Here is a 19,188-nt window from a genome sequence, read left to right on the forward strand (position 1 = left end):
TTATTTTTTACAGCAGCGATATGAGTATCACTGTTTGATGGTTGCTTATCGATATCACTGGTTACACTGACGTTACCTTTATTGTTGGTACTGTCTTCATCAAATAAAATCGACACGCTTTGTCTATCAAGATCATCAAATTGTTCAGACTTTACCGCCCAAAAGAAAATTGAAACTGCAATTAATACAAACAACATCGCAATAGGTATTAATACGTAAATGATACTCATAATTTGATCCTAAGAAGGCGTAAACTGTTACTCACCACTATCAATGAGCTAACAGACATACCAATAGCGGCAATATACGGAGCAACATGTCCGGTAACCGCTAATGGCAAAATAATAATGTTATAAGCGAAAGCCCATAAAAGATTTTGATGAATGATGCGCTGGGTTTGCTTAGCGACATAAATAGCATCATTAAAACGTGATAGGTGATCGCCGAGTAAAATTAAGTCCGCACTATTTTTGGCAATTGCACTTCCGCTTCCCATCGCTACTGACAAATTTGCTCCGGCAAGTACTGGCGCATCATTAATACCGTCGCCAAACATGGCTACATTAGCATCTTGCTGTAAGTGATTCACTAAGGCTAACTTATCTTGAGGCGATAAACCTGAATGCACATCTGAAATACCGATTTTATGTGCTAAAAACTCAACATGTCCGGAATTATCACCACTGGCAATACTCAATTTTATATTGGCAGCCTTTAGTGCATTAACTGTCGCAAGGCTATCAACACGTAACTTATCAAGCATTTCGATTTTGGCAATTAGCTCGTTATTAATAGAAAGGTAAATCCACTGACTTTGAGTGGCTTTTACTGATATCGGTAACATATCTGGGCTAACAAATTGTGCTGTTCCAATAGACACTTGCTGTTGGTTCATACTGGCTTGAATGCCTAAACCAATATGATGTTCAACTGTGTCTACTTGATGTTGATTATCATAGAAAGGGCTAAACGCTAATGCAATCGGGTGGAGGGATCCTTGTTCAATGGCCGCTGCAATAGACAGTACTTGCGCTGATGAATATCCACCAAAGGTTTGTACATCACCAATTGATAATTGGCCACAGGTAAGTGTGCCAGTTTTATCAAACACCACATGATTAATTTTGGTCAGTTTTTCAAAAATACCTGGTTTTCGAGGGATCACACCTAACTTAGTAAAAATAGCGGTTGCGCAAGTAACGGCAGTTGGCGTGGCAAGGGCGAGGGCGCATGGGCAGGTTGCGACCAACACCGATAATGTAATCCAAAAAGCATCTTCTGGTGATACGAACGACCAGACGACATATGTTATTGCCGCTATGGATAAAACCGTACCGGAAAAGTATCGCGCTAAACGGTCGGCAATTAAAGCAATGGTAGGTTTATTATTTGATGCAAGCTCTTGTAAACGAATGATCTCTGCAACCAGTTGATCTTGCCCAAGGGCTGTCACTCGCACTTCAATAGGTTGTTCTATATTGATGGTGCCGGCATAGACTTTATCTGACACGCGTTTACTGATCGGCATTTGTTCACCGGTAAGCATAGCCTCATTGACGCTTGATTGTCCGGTTACCACTTCGGCATCAGCGGCAATCACTTCGCCTGGTTTGACTAAAATAATATCGCCAATGGTCAATTGTTTAGCGGCAATCTCAGTGATCTCACCTTCATGACATAAATGCGCTGTCAGCGGCACCAGCTTGTGCAAATTACTCGAACTAACAGAAGCTTTTTGCCTTGCAGCTTGTTCAAAGTAACGACCTAATAATAAAAAGAAGGTAAACATGGATACGGATTCAAAATACACTTCGCCATTGCCTTGCATAGTCGCAATACAACTGGCGATATAAGCACCTAAAATTGCAATTGAAACAGACACATCCATATTAAGTTTGCCACTTAATACACTACGAAGAGCACTAAAATAAAAGGGTTGAGCTGAGTAAAGCACTACAGGCGCTGCAAAAATTAAACTTACCCAGCGAAAGTAATCACGAAATTGAACATCCAGATCAGTAAAGTATCCGGTGTATAAAGCGAGGGCAAACATCATCACTTGCATGGTCGCAAAACCTGCAAGCCCTAAGCGAAGTAAGAATTTACGACTGTCTGCTTTAGATTGTTTTTCTTGTTCATCAACTTGGTAAGGCGCAGCTTGATAGCCAATTTTACTGATTATTTGTAAAATTTCACTGAGTTGAATACGTTCACTGTCCCAGCTGACTAACGCTCGTTGTGTGGTGGAATTAACCAGCACATTAGTGACACCCGCAACCGGTTTGAGTTTATGTTCAATTAACCAGGCACAAGCAGCACAGGTAATACCGTCGATAGACAAAGAGGTTGAATCAATAGCACCTTGTTTATGGACAAAATCTTGCTGCACTTCCGGTAAATCGTAGGCACTGTATTGCGACAACTGTTCTGGCACCAGTGCCGTCTGACGATTTCCAGGTTCACTGCGAAATTGATAATAACTGCTCAGGCCTGCATCCATAATGGCCTGCGATACGGCTTGGCAACCAGGGCAGCACATAGGCTGTGCTTGCCCATTTATTATCGTAGTAAACTGATCTCCCGTAAGAACTGGCTCATTGCAATGAAAGCAAGATGTCATGTGGCTATACCAACTTCATTTAATAATTTTTAATCAGATACGCAGTCAATGTGTTATTAATTGAGCCAATATTCAACATCATCTTTAATATCAATTCGTTGCTGGATACGCCATTTGGCATCAAATCCTTCAATGCGTACTTCCCAAGGCCCTGTTATCGCAGAATCTAATGGGATGTGATACACGTAATTTGCGTCAGCAGTAGCATTTAAACTGAAGTCTTTGGCTTCTATTGTCGGATGGTAAAACTGCACATTCAGCGCTGCACGATATTCCGGACCACCTTGTTGGGTAATTTTTAATTCTTGATCTGCAACCGTGACTAAAAATTTCATGCCAATTTGTTGAGCATATTTTATTTTGCGCAAATCCATGTTTATCGCTTTACCTTGCTTATAGTAATCTTCTGCTACCAATGAGTCAGAATTATCTAAAGCAATCTTTAAGGTCGTTAAACTGGCAATAACGGCACACAAAGGCAAGATGATTAAAAACCAAGGCCAAAATTGCTTATACCAAGGGAGTTGATCCGACATAATACATCCTAAAATAGTGGTAATAATTCGGGGGATATTTTACCCCGTAATGGCTTAATAATCACTTAAAAAAAAGGCCTCGATAATCTCGAGGCCTTAATATTACTCATAACTAACTATTTGTTTGATAAGCTATAAACGTAAGCTGTAATGACGTGAACTTTCTCTTCACCAAGAATGTCTTTCCATGCTGGCATCACACCGGCACGACCATTAATGATAGATTCAGCAATCACACCACGGCTTCCGCCATATAACCAAATGTTATCAGTTAGGTTAGGTGCGCCCATGAACTTGTTACCTTTTGCATCCATACCATGGCATGCAAAACAACCTTTCATGAATGAACCTTGACCTTGGGCTGCTAACGCTTCGTCATGTTCACCACCAGATAGTTTTATGACGTATTCAGCTAGACCTTTAATCTCGCTGTCTTCGATAGGTAAACCACCTTTAGGCGGCATCATACCGTTACGACCATTCATTAACGTGGTTTTAATAGTGGCTAAATCGCCACCATATAACCAATCGTCATCTGTTAGATTCGGGAAGCCTTTAGAGCCGCGAGCATCAGAACCATGACACTGTGAACAGTTTTGTAAAAACAAACGTCCGCCCACTTTTAATGCTTCAGGATCTTTTACCAACTCTTCTAACGGAGTTGCTAAGTAAGCCGCAAAAATAGGACCGTATTTTTCATCAGCGTGAGCCACTTCGCGGTCATACTGTGATAAACGGTTATCATTTTTTGCTGCTTCAATCGCTGCCGCTGAGTCAGCTTTAATGCCTTTGTCAGTGCCAATACTTTGGTTAGAACTTGTCCAACCAAACAGACCTTTATAGTTTCCTAGGCCTGGATATAGAGCTAAATAGATCACACCGAAAACGATGGTTAAGTAGAACATGTACGCCCACCACTTTGGTAGTGGGTTGTTCAGTTCTTCAATACCATCAAAACTGTGGCCCATCGATTTACCTTCTTCTACACCAGTGTAGTTATTATTAACTACCTTAAGAAGGATAAAACAACCAGCAATGACCACAATCGTCAGTACAGAAATCCAAATGCTCCAGAAGTTACTCATAATCATTACTTCTGATCTCCCGAGTCTTTCGACATTTTTGCAAGTTCTTCTTCTGTAAACACTAAGTTCGCCGCTTCATCAAATTTTGACTTGCTGTGCTTACTGTATGCCCAGAAAAATATCCCCACAAAAGTCACCATAACAATTATGGTCAAAATACCTTGAAAAGTACCGTAATCCATTATTGCCTCCTATTTGAGTGCGTGACCCAAAGATTGCAAATAAGCGATCAGAGCCTGCATTTCTGTCTTGCCTTCAACCGCTTTTTTAGCGCCAGCAACTTCTTCATCAGTGTAAAGATCATTACCTTTGTAGCCGCCTTTATGCAGGTTACGCAGGATAGTCATCTTGTCACCGGTCAGTTCACCGTCTAGCACATTTTCAGCTAACCAAGGGAAACCAGGCATGTTTGATTGCGGTACAACGTCACGAGGATTGTTTAAATGAACTTCATGCCATCTGTCGCTATAACGCCCACCAACACGTGCTAAGTCAGGACCTGTACGCTTAGAGCCCCACTGGAATGGATGATCCCAAACAGACTCACCAGCAACAGAGTAGTGACCATAGCGCTCAGTTTCAGCTCGTAAAGGACGGATCATTTGGCTGTGACAGTTGTAACAACCTTCACGAACATAAATATCACGACCTTCAATTTGTAAAGCTGTATACGGAATCAGACCTTCAACTGGTTCAGTTGTGTCTTTTTGAAATATCAGCGGAGTAATCTGCACTAAACCACCAAAACTAATGGCGATAACAGTGAAGATAGCAAGCAGACCGACATTCTTTTCAATTAATTCATGATTAAATTTCATCGAATCGGCTCCTTAAGCTTCTGCAATAGCAGGTAATGAATCTTTAGACGCTTTAACGGTACGAATAACGTTATAGGCCATAAGCAACATACCGGATAAGAAGAAACAACCACCAATAAAGCGTACAAAGTAGAATGGGTAAGAGGCTTCTAAACTCTCGACGAAACTGTAAGTTAGAGTTCCATCTGCGTTAACCGCACGCCACATAAGACCTTGCATAACACCTGAAATCCACATACTGACGATATACAATACAGTACCGATAGTCGCTAACCAGAAATGAACGTTAACCAGCTTCATGCTGTACATACGACCATGACCGAAAAGAATTGGGATTAAGTGATATAACGAACCAATAGACACCATTGCAACCCAGCCTAGCGCGCCAGAGTGAACGTGACCAATAGTCCAGTCAGTATAATGAGATAAAGCATTAACTGTTTTGATTGCCATCATTGGGCCTTCGAAGGTAGACATACCATAGAAAGACAATGAAACAACTAAGAAACGTAATACAGGGTCTGTACGAAGCTTATGCCAAGCACCAGACAGGGTCATAATACCGTTAATCATACCGCCCCAAGAAGGTGCGAATAGGATTAATGACATTACCATGCCTAATGACTGAGTCCAGTCAGGTAGGGCGGTGTAATGTAAGTGGTGAGGACCGGCCCAGATGTATAACGCAATCAATGCCCAAAAGTGAACAATTGATAAACGATATGAATAAACTGGGCGACCAGCTTGCTTAGGCACGAAGTAATACATCATCCCCAAGAAACCAGCAGTAAGTAAGAAGCCTACCGCATTATGACCATACCACCACTGAACCATCGCATCGACTGCACCAGAGTACAGAGAGTAAGACTTAAATAAGCTTACTGGTACTGCCATTGAGTTAACAATGTGAAGTACTGCAACAGTAATGATAAAGGCACCAAAGAACCAGTTAGCCACATAAATATGGGACGTAGTTCGTTTAGCGATTGTGCCAAAGAAAACAATTGCATAGCTAACCCAAATAATCGTAATTGCGATATCGATAGGCCATTCTAATTCTGCATATTCTTTACCTTGAGTAAACCCCATTGGTAAAGTGATAGCAGCTGCAATAATAACGGCTTGCCAACCCCAAAACGTAAATGCGGCCAATTTAGGCGCAAATAGACGGACTTGGCAAGTGCGTTGCACAACATAGTAAGATGTAGCGAAAAGAGCTGATGTTCCGAACGCGAATATCACAGCATTGGTATGTAAAGGTCGTAAACGACTAAACGTTAACCAAGGTGTGTCGAAGTTCAGTTGCGGCCAGATTAACTGAGCAGCAATAAATACACCTACTGCCATACCAAAGATTCCCCACAAAACTGTGGTTAATGCGAATTGGCGAACAATAGTGTAATTGTAATCAGCGCCTGTAGACTGGGAATGGTTCATCATAATGCTTCCACGGCTTATTACTTATACTTTTAATATTTAGTAAAGCGAGCTTTACCAGTTAGATTGACAGAAGGTTATAAATTGAGCTTTTAAAAGCTATTTTTAAAGCCATTTGTCAAGGTGTTACCTCATGTTAATTCTCTCTAGCATGAGGCGGTGTTATGATACTTGAGCTAAGTCAAAAAAGATACTTCACAAAATATACCAAAGTTGATCTAGATCAAGCTCTGGAAGATAATGTTACTAACTCAGCCTAAAAGGTTAAAAATTGTGCACAAAATTATCCAGATTTTCATTTTGACCATTTTCTTAATGTTTTTAGTAGCCTGTGACAAACCAAAAACACAAGAAAAGGATGATTTAGCAATTGATACCAGTTTATGTCAATTTTCTGCTGGAGAATGTTACAAAAAAGTAGCCGACTTACGAGTTGGTTTACTGATTGATCCCGTTAATACTCCTAGCGAGAAACCATTAATAGTTACGCTAAATAGCAATCAAGCGATCACTAATATTTCAATGAGAATAGAAGGCCGCGATATGTTTATGGGGATTATCCCCGTTTCATTGTCCGAAATTAAAGACAATACTTATCAAGGCTCTTTAATCTTTGGCTCATGCAGCAGTAATTATATGGTGTGGCGGGTATTTATCTCATTTGATTACCAAAAACAAACACGTACCTTGATATACGACTTTTTAGCGGATAACGATAATTAGTAGGTCAATGGTTTAATCATCCTGCATATCAATACCTTTGCAGGTTAGGGCAGAGGTAACTTAAACCTCGATACGAAAACGACGTTTTCTTGTTCTGAGATTGAACCTCTGTTCCTATATTTATTAATAGTGTGATATTTCACCGCCAAACGCTGCTGTAAAATGTGATTATTAACCTTTTTGACCCCATTCTTATGCAAGCCAATCATTTCTACTCACCATCCATTGTTGAAACATAACTATTTATTTTAACTAAATTGTGACAAATCGCGCAGAAGTGACGTTAACACTAATAACGTAATTGATAATCATTCTCATTAATGTATGATAAATCTAACTCGCTCAATCTTCAAACTGAGAAGGGAAGAGGGTAAACGTGACAGAGCCCAGAATCAACGTGGCTAGTTACAATAAGCGCTTAATAGATATAGCTAAAAAGAAGGGGGTAGACATGAACAGATTAAATGTCTCTATTGATGCAGACAAAGTGGCCCAACTAATCAAAGCAGGCCATTTATGTGCTGCCGACCTGCAATGTTTAGATAAGGCAAGTAAACAAACCGTTTGGCAGCTATGTCTATGGAGTTGTCAAAAACGAACATCTTGCCACAATAAGCAATGCCATCAGGCGTGTACTAGATTAAACCCCATAGATCATTGTGTGTCGCAACTGATATCAGACCAGCATATTGCCGTAAACACATATTAAAATGACCCACATTAAAACCTACAATTGAAATCTGTTTCGTTAAAGAATCATCATCATTGATGCCGATAAATAACATTATCGGCATCAGGCAAAAAATAGTATAATAAACTAATGTAATCAATAACCTATATTTAAGAATATGCCAAAGAACATAAGTGATGAGTTACCGCCAGTATTGCCACTATTTGATGCGGCAGAGTATGTACTTCACGGTAATGCTTACATAAATCAATATATTACCAAAATATCAATCGAAAAAGTTGCTGATGCAGGACTCATAATAGAGCATTGTGCTGATTGGTTATTTGAGCAAAAGCAGTCTGAAAATAACTATAAAGCCTATCGTAGCGAATTAACTACGTTTCTACATTGGTGTTTCGATGTTGTGGCATTATCGCCTATATCAGTCACACGAAAAGACATTGCCAAATACATCGATTACTGCCAATCACCACCAAAAGCATTAATCGGGTATTTTAATGTTGCGCAATTTAAACTCAATAAAGCCTCTGGAGAGCGATCACCAAACCCACAATGGCGACCATTTATAGGCAAAAAACAACTTGGAAAATGTTTACCATATCAACTAAGTGATAATGCACTAAAGACTAAAGTTGCCATATTATCGTCATTTTATGGCTATCTCATTAGCGAGGAATATACCGAGCGAAACCCAGCTCAGTTATGGCTTAAACACAGTCGGTTTGCCATAAAACGTAAATTCACTATCGATGAAGACAATAATCATCACGCATTTACCGAGTTACAATGGTCTTATGTTATTAGCACCGTTAGCCAATTGGCCAGCACTCAGCCGGAACAACATCAACGCAGTTTATTTCTCATTACACTATTATATAGCTGCTATTTACGCATATCTGAAATCAGTGCCCGTGCAGGTTATGCGCCCATCATGAGCCAGTTCAGACAAGATCCACATTCTGGCATTTGGTATTTCCATGTACCATTTTCCAAAAGCGGCAAAGCCCGTAATATTGCCATATCAAAAGCCTTGCTGGCTGGATTAGTGGATTATCGACGTTATCTAAAGCTCAGCGATTTACCCAATATCAACGATCAACATCCTATATTTGTCAGGCACAAAGCCGCAGCCCACGGACGAGAATCTGGTGTCATCAATGCCAATCTTGGTATTCGGCATATACGTGACGAAATAGACAAGCTCATTAACTTAGCTGCAGACAATGCTGCTAAAGATGGTTTTGAACATGACAGTCAACTTATGCGAAAACTCAGTGCTCATAATATTCGTCATACTGGGATCACCCATGATATCAATATCAACCGGCGGCCATTATCACATGTCCAGGCCGACGCTGGTCATGAGAGCATCGACACAACATCACAGTATTTGCACACCACACAAACTGAACGACATCAAAGTGCATTCAATAAACCATTAAATCATCTCGCTGAGATTAAATAATTGCTAGGAACAGACCGTAAAAAATTAAAGTATGCAATCTCAGCACGATGTTAAACACAGTATTGATGTCTGTATGCTAGGTTTTGATTAGAATGCCCATGTAAATGAAACATACTGTTGATTCATATCGTTATTGAACATAACTGCAAATATGCACATATATATTACCTCACACAAGTGTGCGCACAATGTATATTATGTTAAATAGAGTAATTGTGTAATCTTATCCAATTGCCTTTTTGTGGTTTCTCATACCAAATGAGTTTTGTCTCACTTCGTGGATCTGGCCTTTTAGTATTTAGAGTCAGATAGTTAAATTGAAAAGAACGATTTCAGCGCACAATTTCGGTGCAATAACCTATTCAGAGCGCTTTTTGTTGTCAGTTTATACCACCTGACTTTTTCAAATCCTGTGGTATGTTTTTTTGTCGTTAGACCTACTTTATAAAGCCTTGTGTCTAGTAACTCCAATCTTCATATGCCAATGGTAAACTGTTCAGTAAGCTGCGTCTTTCTCTCCAATTAGGAAGATGCTTATCCATAGTCCCTTTGAAGCGTTCATTGTGATGACGCTCAATTAAATGCACCAATTCATGGCCAGAATAAACTCGATGCATTCCACTAGTTTTTTAGCTAACTCCAAATTAATCCATATTCAAATACTTTTTGCAGCAATAGCAAAGGCTTCTAATTCATTAAGATTTCTTACCTTCCAAGATAAATCCTTACTTTCTTTTTTTAAACTGATGATGCGCCAACCTTTATTTTCATCACCCTCAACCTTACAACCTATAGATACAATTGCTTGTATTGCAGTAATAATTCGTTGCTCATGGGCAGCAACAGAATTCATAAAAGTCTCATCATTGAGTGATTGAACTCTATATTGAATGTAAAGGGCTTTTGTTTTCATCTCATTTCCAGCAGCCTTATCCATTGCTTTGGCCCATAAACCATCGCTGCGCATTCCATTGGCAATCTCATTTACAACCTTTTGATAAGTAGCCTCTTCCACAAGACGTTTTTTTGCAGATTTTAATTTAAATAAACTAAATATGTTCACAAAGTATCCTCGTATAGCCATAGAAGTCCTATGTTATGTACAAAAATTATTTTCCTTGGTTTAAGGTACATGAACCTAAAAATGTCATCAGATAAGACAATTTACATTAACTTCCTTTTAGACTTCTGCTTTTAACTTCTAACTCACATGCAGTCTTTATCGTAGCGATTTGATTTTCTATATCCAGTATTTTCGACTCAACATCTATTCGTGCTTTATTATTTTTAGATATACTATCAATGTCTTGGCTGTTTTCGTATTTAGGGCTTATCTCAATTAATTTTAACCTTAATTGTTGACGATGCTTTCTTAGGTGTTCGGTTCGCTTCTGGCTTAAATCCGTGATTTCATTAAAATCACTCATAGAATTATTCATTTCGGTTAAAAAAGAATTTAAACCACCAAGTGCTGTTGTAGTTGTCTCACTAGTTCCTATTATTAAAGCTCTAGCAGAACCTATCACTTCGTTATATTCAGGTTTAGGTTTGGTGAATTTCATTATCAAACCTGAAAGTATTATTACTGGTAATGCAACATAAGTGAGATACACCCCCACATAACTAACTGTAAAAAGTGTTATTATGTAGAGAGTTAAGGTTATCCAAAAAACAAATGCTGCTTTGGTATGCATTATAATCTTACCTGTACATTGGGTTAGGCCCCCATAGGGGGATTTGACTAAAACAAACTAAACTTACTTTATTGTGGCTTATCTAACTTGTGCCTGAAATACTTCAAAATTGTTTAATGCTTCAAATGCAGTAAACACATTCCAACCATGTGATCTCAAAGCTTTAGCATTAGACATGTTGATTAACACCGCCACTTTACGTCTAGGCCAGCATAAATCGATAGCAATCATATTACTTTTATCATTGATAACGACGCCTAACTCTGCCCCAGGTAATCTCATTGACTGACACTTTTGCAATAGACCATCTAATGCAGTGTCAGCACATTCTCGGATATTGTTATAATCAAACACATCAAACTTATGCTGTTCTCGGCGAAGTTGGTTTATTTTTAACACATCCTCATTACTCACATAAATATGACCATGATGAGGTTGTTTTTTATGACAATCAGCACAAAGGACTCTTAAATTATCAGCGCCATTATCAGCTTTATTGCCATTAATATGATGTGTATGCAATAACTTAGAGTCATTAGCTAAATGAACACCACATTGTTCGCAAGTGTAATTTAAGTCACTTCTTAACTTTGATGAGATAGCAGGCCAATCTGCAGTGTAATTACTTGATGCTTTGGTACTATTAATAGGCAAACTTTTAAAATAGGAACTGTACACTTCAAAAAACTGTTCAAATGAAAAATGATTAAATACTTTCTCTTTTGCTGCATAGCTCTGAGTTGCATATCCCTTATAATTAAGGATTTTTAAACAGTTTTTGCATACACCTAAAGCGGCCTCTCCCCTTATATCTTCTTGATAGCTGTGTACAGAGCCAAATACTGGAAATAAACCATCTACTCGACTAATGACGTCATACCGTTTGAATCGTCCAGTATTTCGCATTAAATCTAATGTAGAACATTCAGCGACATGGATACGACGGCCTTGTTTTCCATCTACCATTACAACTTCAATATCTTCGCCCTGATCAGGAATATAAAGCATGACCTGATGACCATCATAATTCAAAATCCCATCGGAGCCATCAATTTGGTCTAACTGGATATCTTTACCGAGAATTAATCCTTTCGTTAAATGGCTTCCAATACTCTCAAGTTCTGTTGAACGACTACTAATATTAAAATGAGTGACGACATTTCCTAGTGGCGCAACCGCTCGATGCAATGCACTTAAATCAACGGTTAGTTTCATTATTGAGCCTCTAATATCCGTTTAATTTGAATATCAGCGTTCGTTATTGCTCTAAACGAAACACGACGAGACATTGCCTCATCTTCTACACCATCGTTCAAAATTAAACGTGAGGATGAAAAACCCACTGCTGCAATGTTTGCTTTTATCCACTCAGCATCAGCTGGCATCAGTGCATATCCATATTCTAAGACGGACCGGGTACGACCTTGCGATAGTTGCATATTATAGAAATAGGCTTCTGCATCTGATGAACCACGAATCCCTAAACTTGACGTATGCCCTTCTATTCTTATTTCATCTAACGATTCTCTATACGGTGCTAGAACATTGATATATCTTGGGAAAAAATCGTTAAGAATCTCTTTATATGCATCACTTAAACGCGTTTCATTATTAGCAAACAATACATCTGGTGATTGAAAATTGAAGGCTAACGTTTCCTTGTCTATAGTCGCGCCCCATTTATCGAGATCTTTTTTAAACTCTTCCTCTAAGGCTTGATAAATTGCCACTTGGTTTTCTTGGTAAGCAACAGCCACATCTTTAATTTTGTCGTTTTCTTTTTGCGTTATCATCATAAAAACGATAGCAATGAACAAGAAAACCATCATTAAACCAGCCATCAAATCAGACACTGTCAACCAATGTTCGCCACTGTCCTGTGCACTGTGGCTCGTGCCAAATATTTTATCCATTAGGCTACTCGCTGATTAACAACTTCATTCATTGCTTGAGTCAATTTAATGTAGTCTTCAACAAACTTACCGCTGACTTGAGCTAATGCTTGACCCATCTCATTCATCACACGATTGATTTCTTGCTGCATGGCAGTGTCAATCAGTTTGAGTTGTGAATCGACGGCTTCACCTGTTAAGCCAACTTGTTGTTTAATTTGCTCTTCCATTGCATCAAATGTACGTTTAGCTTGGTTAATCTGTTGCGTCGCAGCATCATCAATCACTTCATTAAGTCTTTGCTGTAATTTTTCTGCTGATTTAACTACTGTGTCACGGACATTCTCAGTGTCAGTAACCAAGTTTTTATTGGCTTCTTTCATTGTCGAGTTTATGTCTTTAGCATCAGCAACTAACTTTTCAATCATGTCTCGCATGGTGCTATTTAAGTCAGTAACAGTATCTTGTAAGTGCTGTTTAATGATTTCTGTTTGAGATTGCAGGTGATCTGACGTGGTTTTTAAGCTTTCATTTGTTCGAGCAGTGTTGTCTGTAAATTCATTACCCGCGATTTCAATTCCTTTGCCTATTTTATCTGAGCTTTCAATTAAACGTTCACCAACGCTGTTAATGCCTTTTTCAGTTTCGCTAGCAAACTTCTCTAGTAGATCATTTGATGTTTTAACATGCGCTTTAATATAATCATCTGACTCAGATAGAAGTGTTTTGTAATGGTCACTCGCTGTAGTCACTGCTGCAGATATATCTTCTACGGTGCTTTGTACTTGGGCTCTAATCTCAGGTACTGCTTTAACCGCTTCATCACGCATTAATTTAAAGGCTTCTAAATGACGTTCAAGCTCAGCCAGTTGATGTTGATTTACTTCCATTACGCCTTTTAGTTCATGCATAGATTGCGGAATGATTTTGCTTTGCTCACTAATGTGCGCAACAGAAGACTCTGTCGCTGAAATGGACTCAACACCCTGGGCATATTGCTGCTGCATTTGCTCAAGTTGTAATTTGTAGTTTTCTTGCCATTCAACAAGCTTAATCACTGCCTCATTAAGCTGCTTAAAGTTATCGCCAAACTGCTCAGTTAAATTATTATTAAAATCTGTAATCACTTGCTTTAGGGCTTCTATCACTTGCTCAGTAGCAGATTTAGATAACGTATCGGCAAAGTCTTGCAATTTTAGCCACAGCTTTTCAGAAAATGCGTCAAACTTTTCTTGTTGCTTAATGGATTGTTCTTGCAGATTTTTTACCGACAACTTGGCATTGTCGTTTATGTCACCACGCAAAATTTTAAGTTGCCCAAATAAAGTGGATTCTTCATTACCCACAAGCGCATCTTTTAAAGCGCGTGTTTCAGTCACTTGCGCCTGCATTGCACCCAATATTGCCTCAGGTGTTGCATGAGACATACTTTCTTCAACCTGTTTGGGTTTTAAAAAAGAAAATGTCGATGCTGTTTTGAAAAGCAGCGAGAATAAAATACCCGCCAAACTGGTAATGAATGCGGTTTTTAATCCTTCAAGTAGAGGCGGAATACTGGCTTCAATATCAAGCTGATTAAAATCTAACAAGCCCAATACAATGCCTAAAAACGTACCAAAAATCCCCATAGTCGTTAATAACGTCGGCACATAATTGACGAACTCAACTTGCTTGGCTTGTTTGGTAAAAAATAACCCTAATGCAAAAACTATAACCATCAATACTAAAATGGCACTACTTACTGATTGTGTATCTAAACTGCGCAATAAACTTTCTAATATGTCCATATACTTCTTTCTTTATAGGTTGAGGTTTGATGTTAAATAGCCTGTTCGACGATGGCGTCGGTGAGGTGGAGTTGAGTTGTTTGGGCGTCACTTAAACGGGCTTTAAGTTGGTCGCACAGGGTCATTAGCTCATCGACTTTGGCGACGATGCGATGTTGTTCTTCTAGTGGAGGAATAGGAATAATGAATTTAGCAATGTTACTCATACTGAGATTAGGCCTGGCATTTTCAACTTGTTTGTCATACATATATGCAATACATGTGTGACTATTAAAAAAGTGAAGAAAAAACTTTGAAGCAATTGAGTTTGGGAATGATCTAATTAAACAGACTGCTTGATTTATATTAGCGACTTCATTTAAATCAAAAATTGCACACCGACCTATTGAGGCGCCAACAATATTCATTAAAAAATCATTTTTTTTCAGAATTGAACGAGGTTCAATTTCATTAAACTTTCTTTCAACATATTTTTTTTTATCAAGTAACATCTTAAAAGCGCCAACATTTTCACTTGTAACAAAAAGAACATCTTCAGGATTTTCAGTATATGAAACACCCTGCCATTTGGGAGATGATCCTTTTGTTATTAACTCACACATATTTTCTAATCGTAAAAATGACCAACCAACAGGCAATTCAAACGGTTTTTCTTCGTCGGTGATGGCTGGCAGTGGTTTCTGTTTTTTGATGTTACCGTCTTTAATCAATTGAGCTTTTTCGGCGGCGATTCGCTCTAGTAGCTTGGCGGCGGGTTCGTCATTTGGATCTTGTTCTACCAACTTACCCATGACGGCGAGTTGGAGGATGGTTTGTTTTAGGGTGTCGATGCTGGCTTCTGTGGTGAATAGGGTGTCGAAGTGTTCGGCAATACGTTGCCAGCTGTCTACAAAACTATCATTAAGTGCAGGCTCAAGGCTGTCAGCAAAAGATGTCTCTGGGCTGGCTGATTGGCTATCTTTTTGCTGAGTGATGTTAGGCAGTAACAGTGCATTCAGCAGGGTTTCGACTAAGGTTTGGTGTGCCCCAATACTCGCTTCAGTTTGCGCTTCAAGGGCATCACACAAGCTCATCAACTCATCGACTTTAGCGACGATACGGTGTTGTTCTTCGAGTGGAGGGATTGGGGTCAATGAAGTCCTAATTAATCCTATGTTTAATGTTGGTTGAGCCAATGTTCGGGTATCACCCAGAAAACTTCCTTGCATATATCTACTTTGCAATAAAACAAGAATATATTGCTTAGATATCGATTCACAAGGTTTAATTCTACACAAAGCTCTAGCTATATTAGCACCTTTCCAGCTAGCAGGAACGACCCCTAGCTTTCCAATACTGCCAACAATCGCCATAAGGATTTCTCCGCCCCACAACCTTGTTCTTTCGTATTTCGAATCAATCTCACACGATATTGATTTTTCTGGTAAGGAGGAAGGGACTTTAATATCGAGATCCCCGATCCTTACAAATGGAACACCATTTTCTACATCATCCCCAGGCACTAAAACACCATATGAAATAGGGAACTGCTGATCAATTACATTATCAAATCGGCACAAAGCCCAACCTTGCGGCAATTCAAAAGGATTTTCATCGTCACTAATCTCAGGCAACGGCTTCGGTTTTTTAATCTTACCTTCTTTCACCAATTGGGCTTTTTCAGCAGCAATACGTTCAAGCAATATTGAAGCTGGTTCATCATTAACATCTTGAGGCACTAACTTGCCGCGCACGGCCAATTCTAAAATCAGCTCACGCAGCTTTTTGATGCCATATAAGGTAAATTTATTTGAAGTGCCACGTCCTACAGAGGATTTTCGCTCAATGGCGGTCGTCCAAATATCAATATGGTCAGTGATTAAACTATCTGGTGATGTATTACTTGGCTTCTGATCTTCACGGGAATGACGGTTTAATATTGGATCAGCCATTACTTGCCCTCACCGTCTGATGCTGCCGAAGGAGACGATAATGCGGCTGACAAGATGCCTTTTAGTTGATCACGTAGTGCTTGAATATCGGCTTGTTGTTTGGCGTAATCGCTTAGTAACGTTTGTGGGTCATGGTTAATGACCTCGCCCACATGGGGGTTTTTAATATCCAGGTTATAATTGCGGGCAATAATATCTTCAATCGACACTTTCCAGGCTTGCTCGTTTTCAACACGCGATGCAAAGCCGTCAGCCTCATTACCCCACCATTCAAGTTCTGTCTCGAACTCCTCAAACTTCATCGGTTTGGTTTTGTTGTAGTTTTTTACCCCTGCTGGGTATGGATGTTCGTAAAACCACACGTCTTTAGTTGGCGTGCCTTTGGTGAAGAACAAAATGTTGGTTTTAATGCCGGTGTAGGGATTAAACACGCCATTAGGTAAACGCACTATGGTGTGCAGATTACATTCGTCCATTAACATTTTTTTGATTTTGGTTTTAACGCCTTCACCAAACAAGGTGCCATCTGGCAATACCACGGCGGCACGCCCCTTCGTTGCAAGCACTTCAATAATAAGTTGCAGGAACAAGTCAGCAGTTTCGCGGGTTTGAAACTCGCTAGGGAAGTTTTTTTCAATGCCGTCTTCTTCGGTGCCACCAAATGGTGGGTTGGTGATGATAACGTCTACTTGCTCGTCCCAACTTGAAAGCGGTTTTTTTAAGGTGTTGCCGTGTCTAATTTGCACTGGTACTTCAATGCCGTGCAACATCATGTTGGTGGTACACAATAAATGCGGTAACTGCTTTTTTTCCACACCAAAGATTTGCTGTTGCAGGGTTTGATGGTCGTCTGCTGTTTTAACGAAGTTGGCTTTAACGTGATCAAAGGCGCAAGCTAAAAATCCGCCAGTACCACACGCAGGGTCCATAATCGACTCACCCAATTTGGGATCGGTTACCGCCACAATAAACTTAGTAATGGCGCGCGGGGTATAAAACTCACCCGCGTTACCGGCACTTTGTAAGTCTTTTAATATTTGTTCGTATAAATCACCAAACAAGTGGCGCTCGTTTGAGTCGGTAAAGTCAATCTCGTTAAGCTTGTTAATCACCTGGCGCAGTAACGTGCCGTTTTTCATGTAGTTAAACGCATCAGAAAATGCCGCTTTTACCACAAAACCCCGTGGGTTTTTATCTATTGGTGCAGTGAGATTTTTAAGCTGTGGGAATAGCTCATCATTTACAAAATCAAGTAACTCATCACCGGTAATGCCTTCATTATCTGCCGCCCAGTTGCGCCATAAAAACGCTTCAGGGATTGGCTCACGATAATCGTCTAGTTCAAGCTCTAACTCCTGTTCTTGGGCATCAAATACTTTTAAGAACAGTAACCAAGACATTTGCCCTAATCGCTGGGCGTCACCATCGACACCGGCATCTTTACGCATAATATCTTGGATGGATTTAATTGCTGAACTGATAGACATGAATGTGCTCACAAAACAAAAATATTGCAATGATAATAACAAAATCATTATGTCAATACACTGATATAATTCTTAATTATCTAAAATGCCAAACAAAATACTATTTGCTGAACCTGTTAAGTTTAATATTAGAATTTAAATGGTAATCATTTATATGATTCTGATGAAATTGGTTATGCAAAATGTAATTTTTTATGGTTAAATATTTTTTATTACAACTAATTAACAAGGAAGAGTATTAGTGGTGTCCCATGATTATTGAATGCCCTCATTGTAAGCACGATAACGAAATCGAATACGCCGAAAATGTCCGCTGTAACAAATGTAAGAAAGACTACAAGGGATTTGAATTTTCTAAACGAAAATTGATCACAGGCACAGCGATGATCCTTTTAACTTATGTTGGCGTTCATACCCTGAATGACGAGGTCAAAGGTTACGGAGATCGTTATCCGATAGCGGTTGAATATGCTTTATTAGATAGCTGTATTAATGGAAGTAAAAATTCTATTTCTCAAAGCCGTTATCTCAGCAAGCGTGATGTTTGCCTATGTGCTCTTAAAGGAGCGCAAGAAGATTATCCCTACTCTGATTATAAAGATGATGCGAAAGGGTTCGTTCCTATTTTTCGTCAGTATGCTAACAGCTGTCGATAATTACATACGTAAAAAGCGGTCACCTTCTGGGACCGCTTTAGCCAAATTTAACGCTAAATCGTTTTATTTACTCTTTGGAACGTTACCTCGCCCGTAACCTGAAGGTTTACCCGTCGTGCTTGGGTAATTGGGATTGTTACTTGGACGTGGTGCTGCTGGTGCTTTTGAGGTTGGTGTTGATTTGCTCAAGGTAGTCTCCTTATTTGCCTGACTTTTGGTTAGTTTCTGCCGCACGTTGTGCGCGACCTACAAAACTGCCTTTTTCTACCTTGCCACCACTTTGCTTGGCGGTACCCGAGTGAATGCGAGCAGCGGCTTCTGGTGTCATTGGAGTTTTACTTTTAGTCATGTTCAATTCCTTTTTAC

The 19,188-nt window shown here is 39.4% G+C and carries 20 protein-coding genes and 1 pseudogene; 4 read left to right on the forward strand and 17 right to left on the reverse strand.

The window, feature by feature from the left end; all coding sequences use genetic code 11:
• Positions 1-80 precede the first annotated feature (80 nt).
• The 7 genes and pseudogenes from ccoS to ccoN all read right to left on the reverse strand — a co-directional run.
• Positions 81-230 (reverse strand): annotated as a pseudogene (ccoS, locus tag H5123_RS20840) (cbb3-type cytochrome oxidase assembly protein CcoS); the annotation flags it as partial.
• On the reverse strand, positions 227-2,620 hold the full coding sequence (locus tag H5123_RS06160; RefSeq protein WP_182697357.1) for a heavy metal translocating P-type ATPase metal-binding domain-containing protein: 2,394 nt from the start codon (positions 2,618-2,620) through the stop codon (positions 227-229). The gene H5123_RS06160 and the pseudogene ccoS, both read right to left, overlap by 4 nt.
• Positions 2,621-2,676: 56 nt before the next feature.
• Complete coding sequence (locus H5123_RS06165; protein WP_124014871.1) at positions 2,677-3,156, reverse strand: FixH family protein; 480 nt, start codon at positions 3,154-3,156, stop codon at positions 2,677-2,679.
• 116 nt (positions 3,157-3,272) lie between these two features.
• Positions 3,273-4,241 carry a cytochrome-c oxidase, cbb3-type subunit III gene (ccoP, locus tag H5123_RS06170; RefSeq protein WP_124014872.1) on the reverse strand — a complete coding sequence of 323 codons (969 nt, stop codon included), beginning with the start codon at positions 4,239-4,241 and terminating at the stop codon, positions 3,273-3,275.
• Between the two features lie 5 nt (positions 4,242-4,246).
• A complete protein-coding gene (locus H5123_RS06175; RefSeq protein WP_124014873.1) occupies positions 4,247-4,423 on the reverse strand; it encodes a cbb3-type cytochrome c oxidase subunit 3 in 177 nt (58 codons plus the stop codon).
• 9 nt (positions 4,424-4,432) lie between these two features.
• On the reverse strand, positions 4,433-5,059 hold the full coding sequence (gene ccoO, locus H5123_RS06180) for a cytochrome-c oxidase, cbb3-type subunit II (RefSeq protein ID WP_124014874.1): 627 nt from the start codon (positions 5,057-5,059) through the stop codon (positions 4,433-4,435).
• A gap of 12 nt (positions 5,060-5,071) precedes the next feature.
• The gene (ccoN, locus tag H5123_RS06185; protein WP_124014875.1) at positions 5,072-6,499 is read right to left on the reverse strand and encodes a cytochrome-c oxidase, cbb3-type subunit I; all 1,428 of its coding nucleotides are present in this window, start codon (positions 6,497-6,499) and stop codon (positions 5,072-5,074) included.
• Positions 6,500-6,769: 270 nt separating this feature from the next.
• Here ccoN and H5123_RS06190 point away from each other — a divergent pair, with 270 nt between their 5' ends.
• The 3 genes from H5123_RS06190 to H5123_RS06200 all read left to right on the forward strand — a co-directional run bounded on the left by H5123_RS06190 (position 6,770) and on the right by H5123_RS06200 (position 9,375).
• Positions 6,770-7,219 (forward strand): hypothetical protein, encoded by a 450-nt coding sequence (locus H5123_RS06190; RefSeq protein ID WP_182697358.1) that lies wholly within the window; start codon positions 6,770-6,772, stop codon positions 7,217-7,219.
• Between the two features lie 451 nt (positions 7,220-7,670).
• Entirely contained in the window at positions 7,671-7,928 is a 258-nt protein-coding gene (locus tag H5123_RS06195) for a hypothetical protein (RefSeq protein WP_165870017.1), read from the forward strand.
• 139 nt (positions 7,929-8,067) lie between these two features.
• Positions 8,068-9,375: a site-specific integrase gene (locus tag H5123_RS06200; protein ID WP_182697359.1), complete on the forward strand. Its 1,308-nt coding sequence runs from the start codon at positions 8,068-8,070 to the stop codon at positions 9,373-9,375.
• 458 nt (positions 9,376-9,833) lie between these two features.
• On the opposite strand, the gene H5123_RS20845 is transcribed toward H5123_RS06200, so the two are convergent.
• The 8 genes from H5123_RS20845 to H5123_RS06240 form a co-directional block, all read right to left on the reverse strand.
• A complete protein-coding gene (locus tag H5123_RS20845; RefSeq protein WP_404948299.1) occupies positions 9,834-9,992 on the reverse strand; it encodes a YgjP-like metallopeptidase domain-containing protein in 159 nt (52 codons plus the stop codon).
• A 38-nt stretch (positions 9,993-10,030) separates the two neighbouring features.
• On the reverse strand, positions 10,031-10,438 hold the full coding sequence (locus tag H5123_RS06210; protein ID WP_182697360.1) for a hypothetical protein: 408 nt from the start codon (positions 10,436-10,438) through the stop codon (positions 10,031-10,033).
• A 106-nt stretch (positions 10,439-10,544) separates the two neighbouring features.
• Complete coding sequence (locus tag H5123_RS06215) at positions 10,545-11,069, reverse strand: hypothetical protein (RefSeq protein WP_182697361.1); 525 nt, start codon at positions 11,067-11,069, stop codon at positions 10,545-10,547.
• Positions 11,070-11,147: 78 nt separating this feature from the next.
• Positions 11,148-12,284: an HNH endonuclease gene (locus H5123_RS06220; protein WP_182697362.1), complete on the reverse strand. Its 1,137-nt coding sequence runs from the start codon at positions 12,282-12,284 to the stop codon at positions 11,148-11,150.
• Positions 12,284-12,982 (reverse strand): OmpA family protein, encoded by a 699-nt coding sequence (locus H5123_RS06225; RefSeq protein WP_182697363.1) that lies wholly within the window; start codon positions 12,980-12,982, stop codon positions 12,284-12,286. The genes H5123_RS06220 and H5123_RS06225 overlap by 1 nt, the downstream gene beginning before the upstream one ends.
• Positions 12,982-14,748 carry a hypothetical protein gene (locus tag H5123_RS06230; RefSeq protein WP_182697364.1) on the reverse strand — a complete coding sequence of 589 codons (1,767 nt, stop codon included), beginning with the start codon at positions 14,746-14,748 and terminating at the stop codon, positions 12,982-12,984. Before H5123_RS06230 ends, H5123_RS06225 begins: the two co-directional genes overlap by 1 nt.
• Before the next feature lie 32 nt (positions 14,749-14,780).
• A complete protein-coding gene (locus H5123_RS06235; RefSeq protein WP_182697365.1) occupies positions 14,781-16,679 on the reverse strand; it encodes a restriction endonuclease subunit S in 1,899 nt (632 codons plus the stop codon).
• Positions 16,679-18,166, reverse strand: a complete 1,488-nt coding sequence (locus H5123_RS06240; RefSeq protein WP_182697366.1) for a type I restriction-modification system subunit M — start codon at positions 18,164-18,166, stop codon at positions 16,679-16,681. Before H5123_RS06240 ends, H5123_RS06235 begins: the two co-directional genes overlap by 1 nt.
• Before the next feature lie 251 nt (positions 18,167-18,417).
• On the opposite strand from H5123_RS06240, the gene H5123_RS06245 reads away from it, so the two are divergent.
• On the forward strand, positions 18,418-18,822 hold the full coding sequence (locus H5123_RS06245) for a hypothetical protein (protein ID WP_182697367.1): 405 nt from the start codon (positions 18,418-18,420) through the stop codon (positions 18,820-18,822).
• 63 nt (positions 18,823-18,885) lie between these two features.
• Here the strand turns inward: H5123_RS06245 and H5123_RS20585 are convergent, their stop codons facing one another.
• Positions 18,886-19,011: a hypothetical protein gene (locus H5123_RS20585; RefSeq protein WP_259395596.1), complete on the reverse strand. Its 126-nt coding sequence runs from the start codon at positions 19,009-19,011 to the stop codon at positions 18,886-18,888.
• A gap of 10 nt (positions 19,012-19,021) precedes the next feature.
• Entirely contained in the window at positions 19,022-19,171 is a 150-nt protein-coding gene (locus H5123_RS06250; protein ID WP_182697368.1) for a hypothetical protein, read from the reverse strand.
• Positions 19,172-19,188: the final 17 nt, after the last annotated feature.

It is taken from the genome of Shewanella sp. SR43-4 (assembly GCF_014163845.1).
GTDB classification, from domain to species: Bacteria; Pseudomonadota; Gammaproteobacteria; order Enterobacterales; family Shewanellaceae; genus Shewanella; species Shewanella vesiculosa.

Excerpts from the sequence above, each read along its gene's own strand:
- H5123_RS06160 (WP_182697357.1), bottom strand. The coding sequence starts at position 2,620 with ATGACATCTTGCTTTCATTGCAATGAGCCAGTTCTTACGGGAGATCAG.
- H5123_RS06165 (WP_124014871.1), bottom strand. The coding sequence starts at position 3,156 with ATGTCGGATCAACTCCCTTGGTATAAGCAATTTTGGCCTTGGTTTTTA.
- ccoP (WP_124014872.1), bottom strand. The coding sequence starts at position 4,241 with ATGAGTAACTTCTGGAGCATTTGGATTTCTGTACTGACGATTGTGGTC.
- H5123_RS06175 (WP_124014873.1), bottom strand. The coding sequence starts at position 4,423 with ATGGATTACGGTACTTTTCAAGGTATTTTGACCATAATTGTTATGGTG.
- ccoO (WP_124014874.1), bottom strand. The coding sequence starts at position 5,059 with ATGAAATTTAATCATGAATTAATTGAAAAGAATGTCGGTCTGCTTGCT.
- ccoN (WP_124014875.1), bottom strand. The coding sequence starts at position 6,499 with ATGATGAACCATTCCCAGTCTACAGGCGCTGATTACAATTACACTATT.
- H5123_RS06195 (WP_165870017.1), top strand. The coding sequence starts at position 7,671 with ATGAACAGATTAAATGTCTCTATTGATGCAGACAAAGTGGCCCAACTA.
- H5123_RS06200 (WP_182697359.1), top strand. The coding sequence starts at position 8,068 with ATGCCAAAGAACATAAGTGATGAGTTACCGCCAGTATTGCCACTATTT.
- H5123_RS20845 (WP_404948299.1), bottom strand. The coding sequence starts at position 9,992 with ATGCATCGAGTTTATTCTGGCCATGAATTGGTGCATTTAATTGAGCGT.
- H5123_RS06215 (WP_182697361.1), bottom strand. The coding sequence starts at position 11,069 with ATGCATACCAAAGCAGCATTTGTTTTTTGGATAACCTTAACTCTCTAC.
- H5123_RS06220 (WP_182697362.1), bottom strand. The coding sequence starts at position 12,284 with ATGAAACTAACCGTTGATTTAAGTGCATTGCATCGAGCGGTTGCGCCA.
- H5123_RS06225 (WP_182697363.1), bottom strand. The coding sequence starts at position 12,982 with ATGGATAAAATATTTGGCACGAGCCACAGTGCACAGGACAGTGGCGAA.
- H5123_RS06230 (WP_182697364.1), bottom strand. The coding sequence starts at position 14,748 with ATGGACATATTAGAAAGTTTATTGCGCAGTTTAGATACACAATCAGTA.
- H5123_RS06235 (WP_182697365.1), bottom strand. The coding sequence starts at position 16,679 with ATGGCTGATCCAATATTAAACCGTCATTCCCGTGAAGATCAGAAGCCA.
- H5123_RS06240 (WP_182697366.1), bottom strand. The coding sequence starts at position 18,166 with ATGTCTATCAGTTCAGCAATTAAATCCATCCAAGATATTATGCGTAAA.
- H5123_RS06245 (WP_182697367.1), top strand. The coding sequence starts at position 18,418 with ATGATTATTGAATGCCCTCATTGTAAGCACGATAACGAAATCGAATAC.
- H5123_RS06250 (WP_182697368.1), bottom strand. The coding sequence starts at position 19,171 with ATGACTAAAAGTAAAACTCCAATGACACCAGAAGCCGCTGCTCGCATT.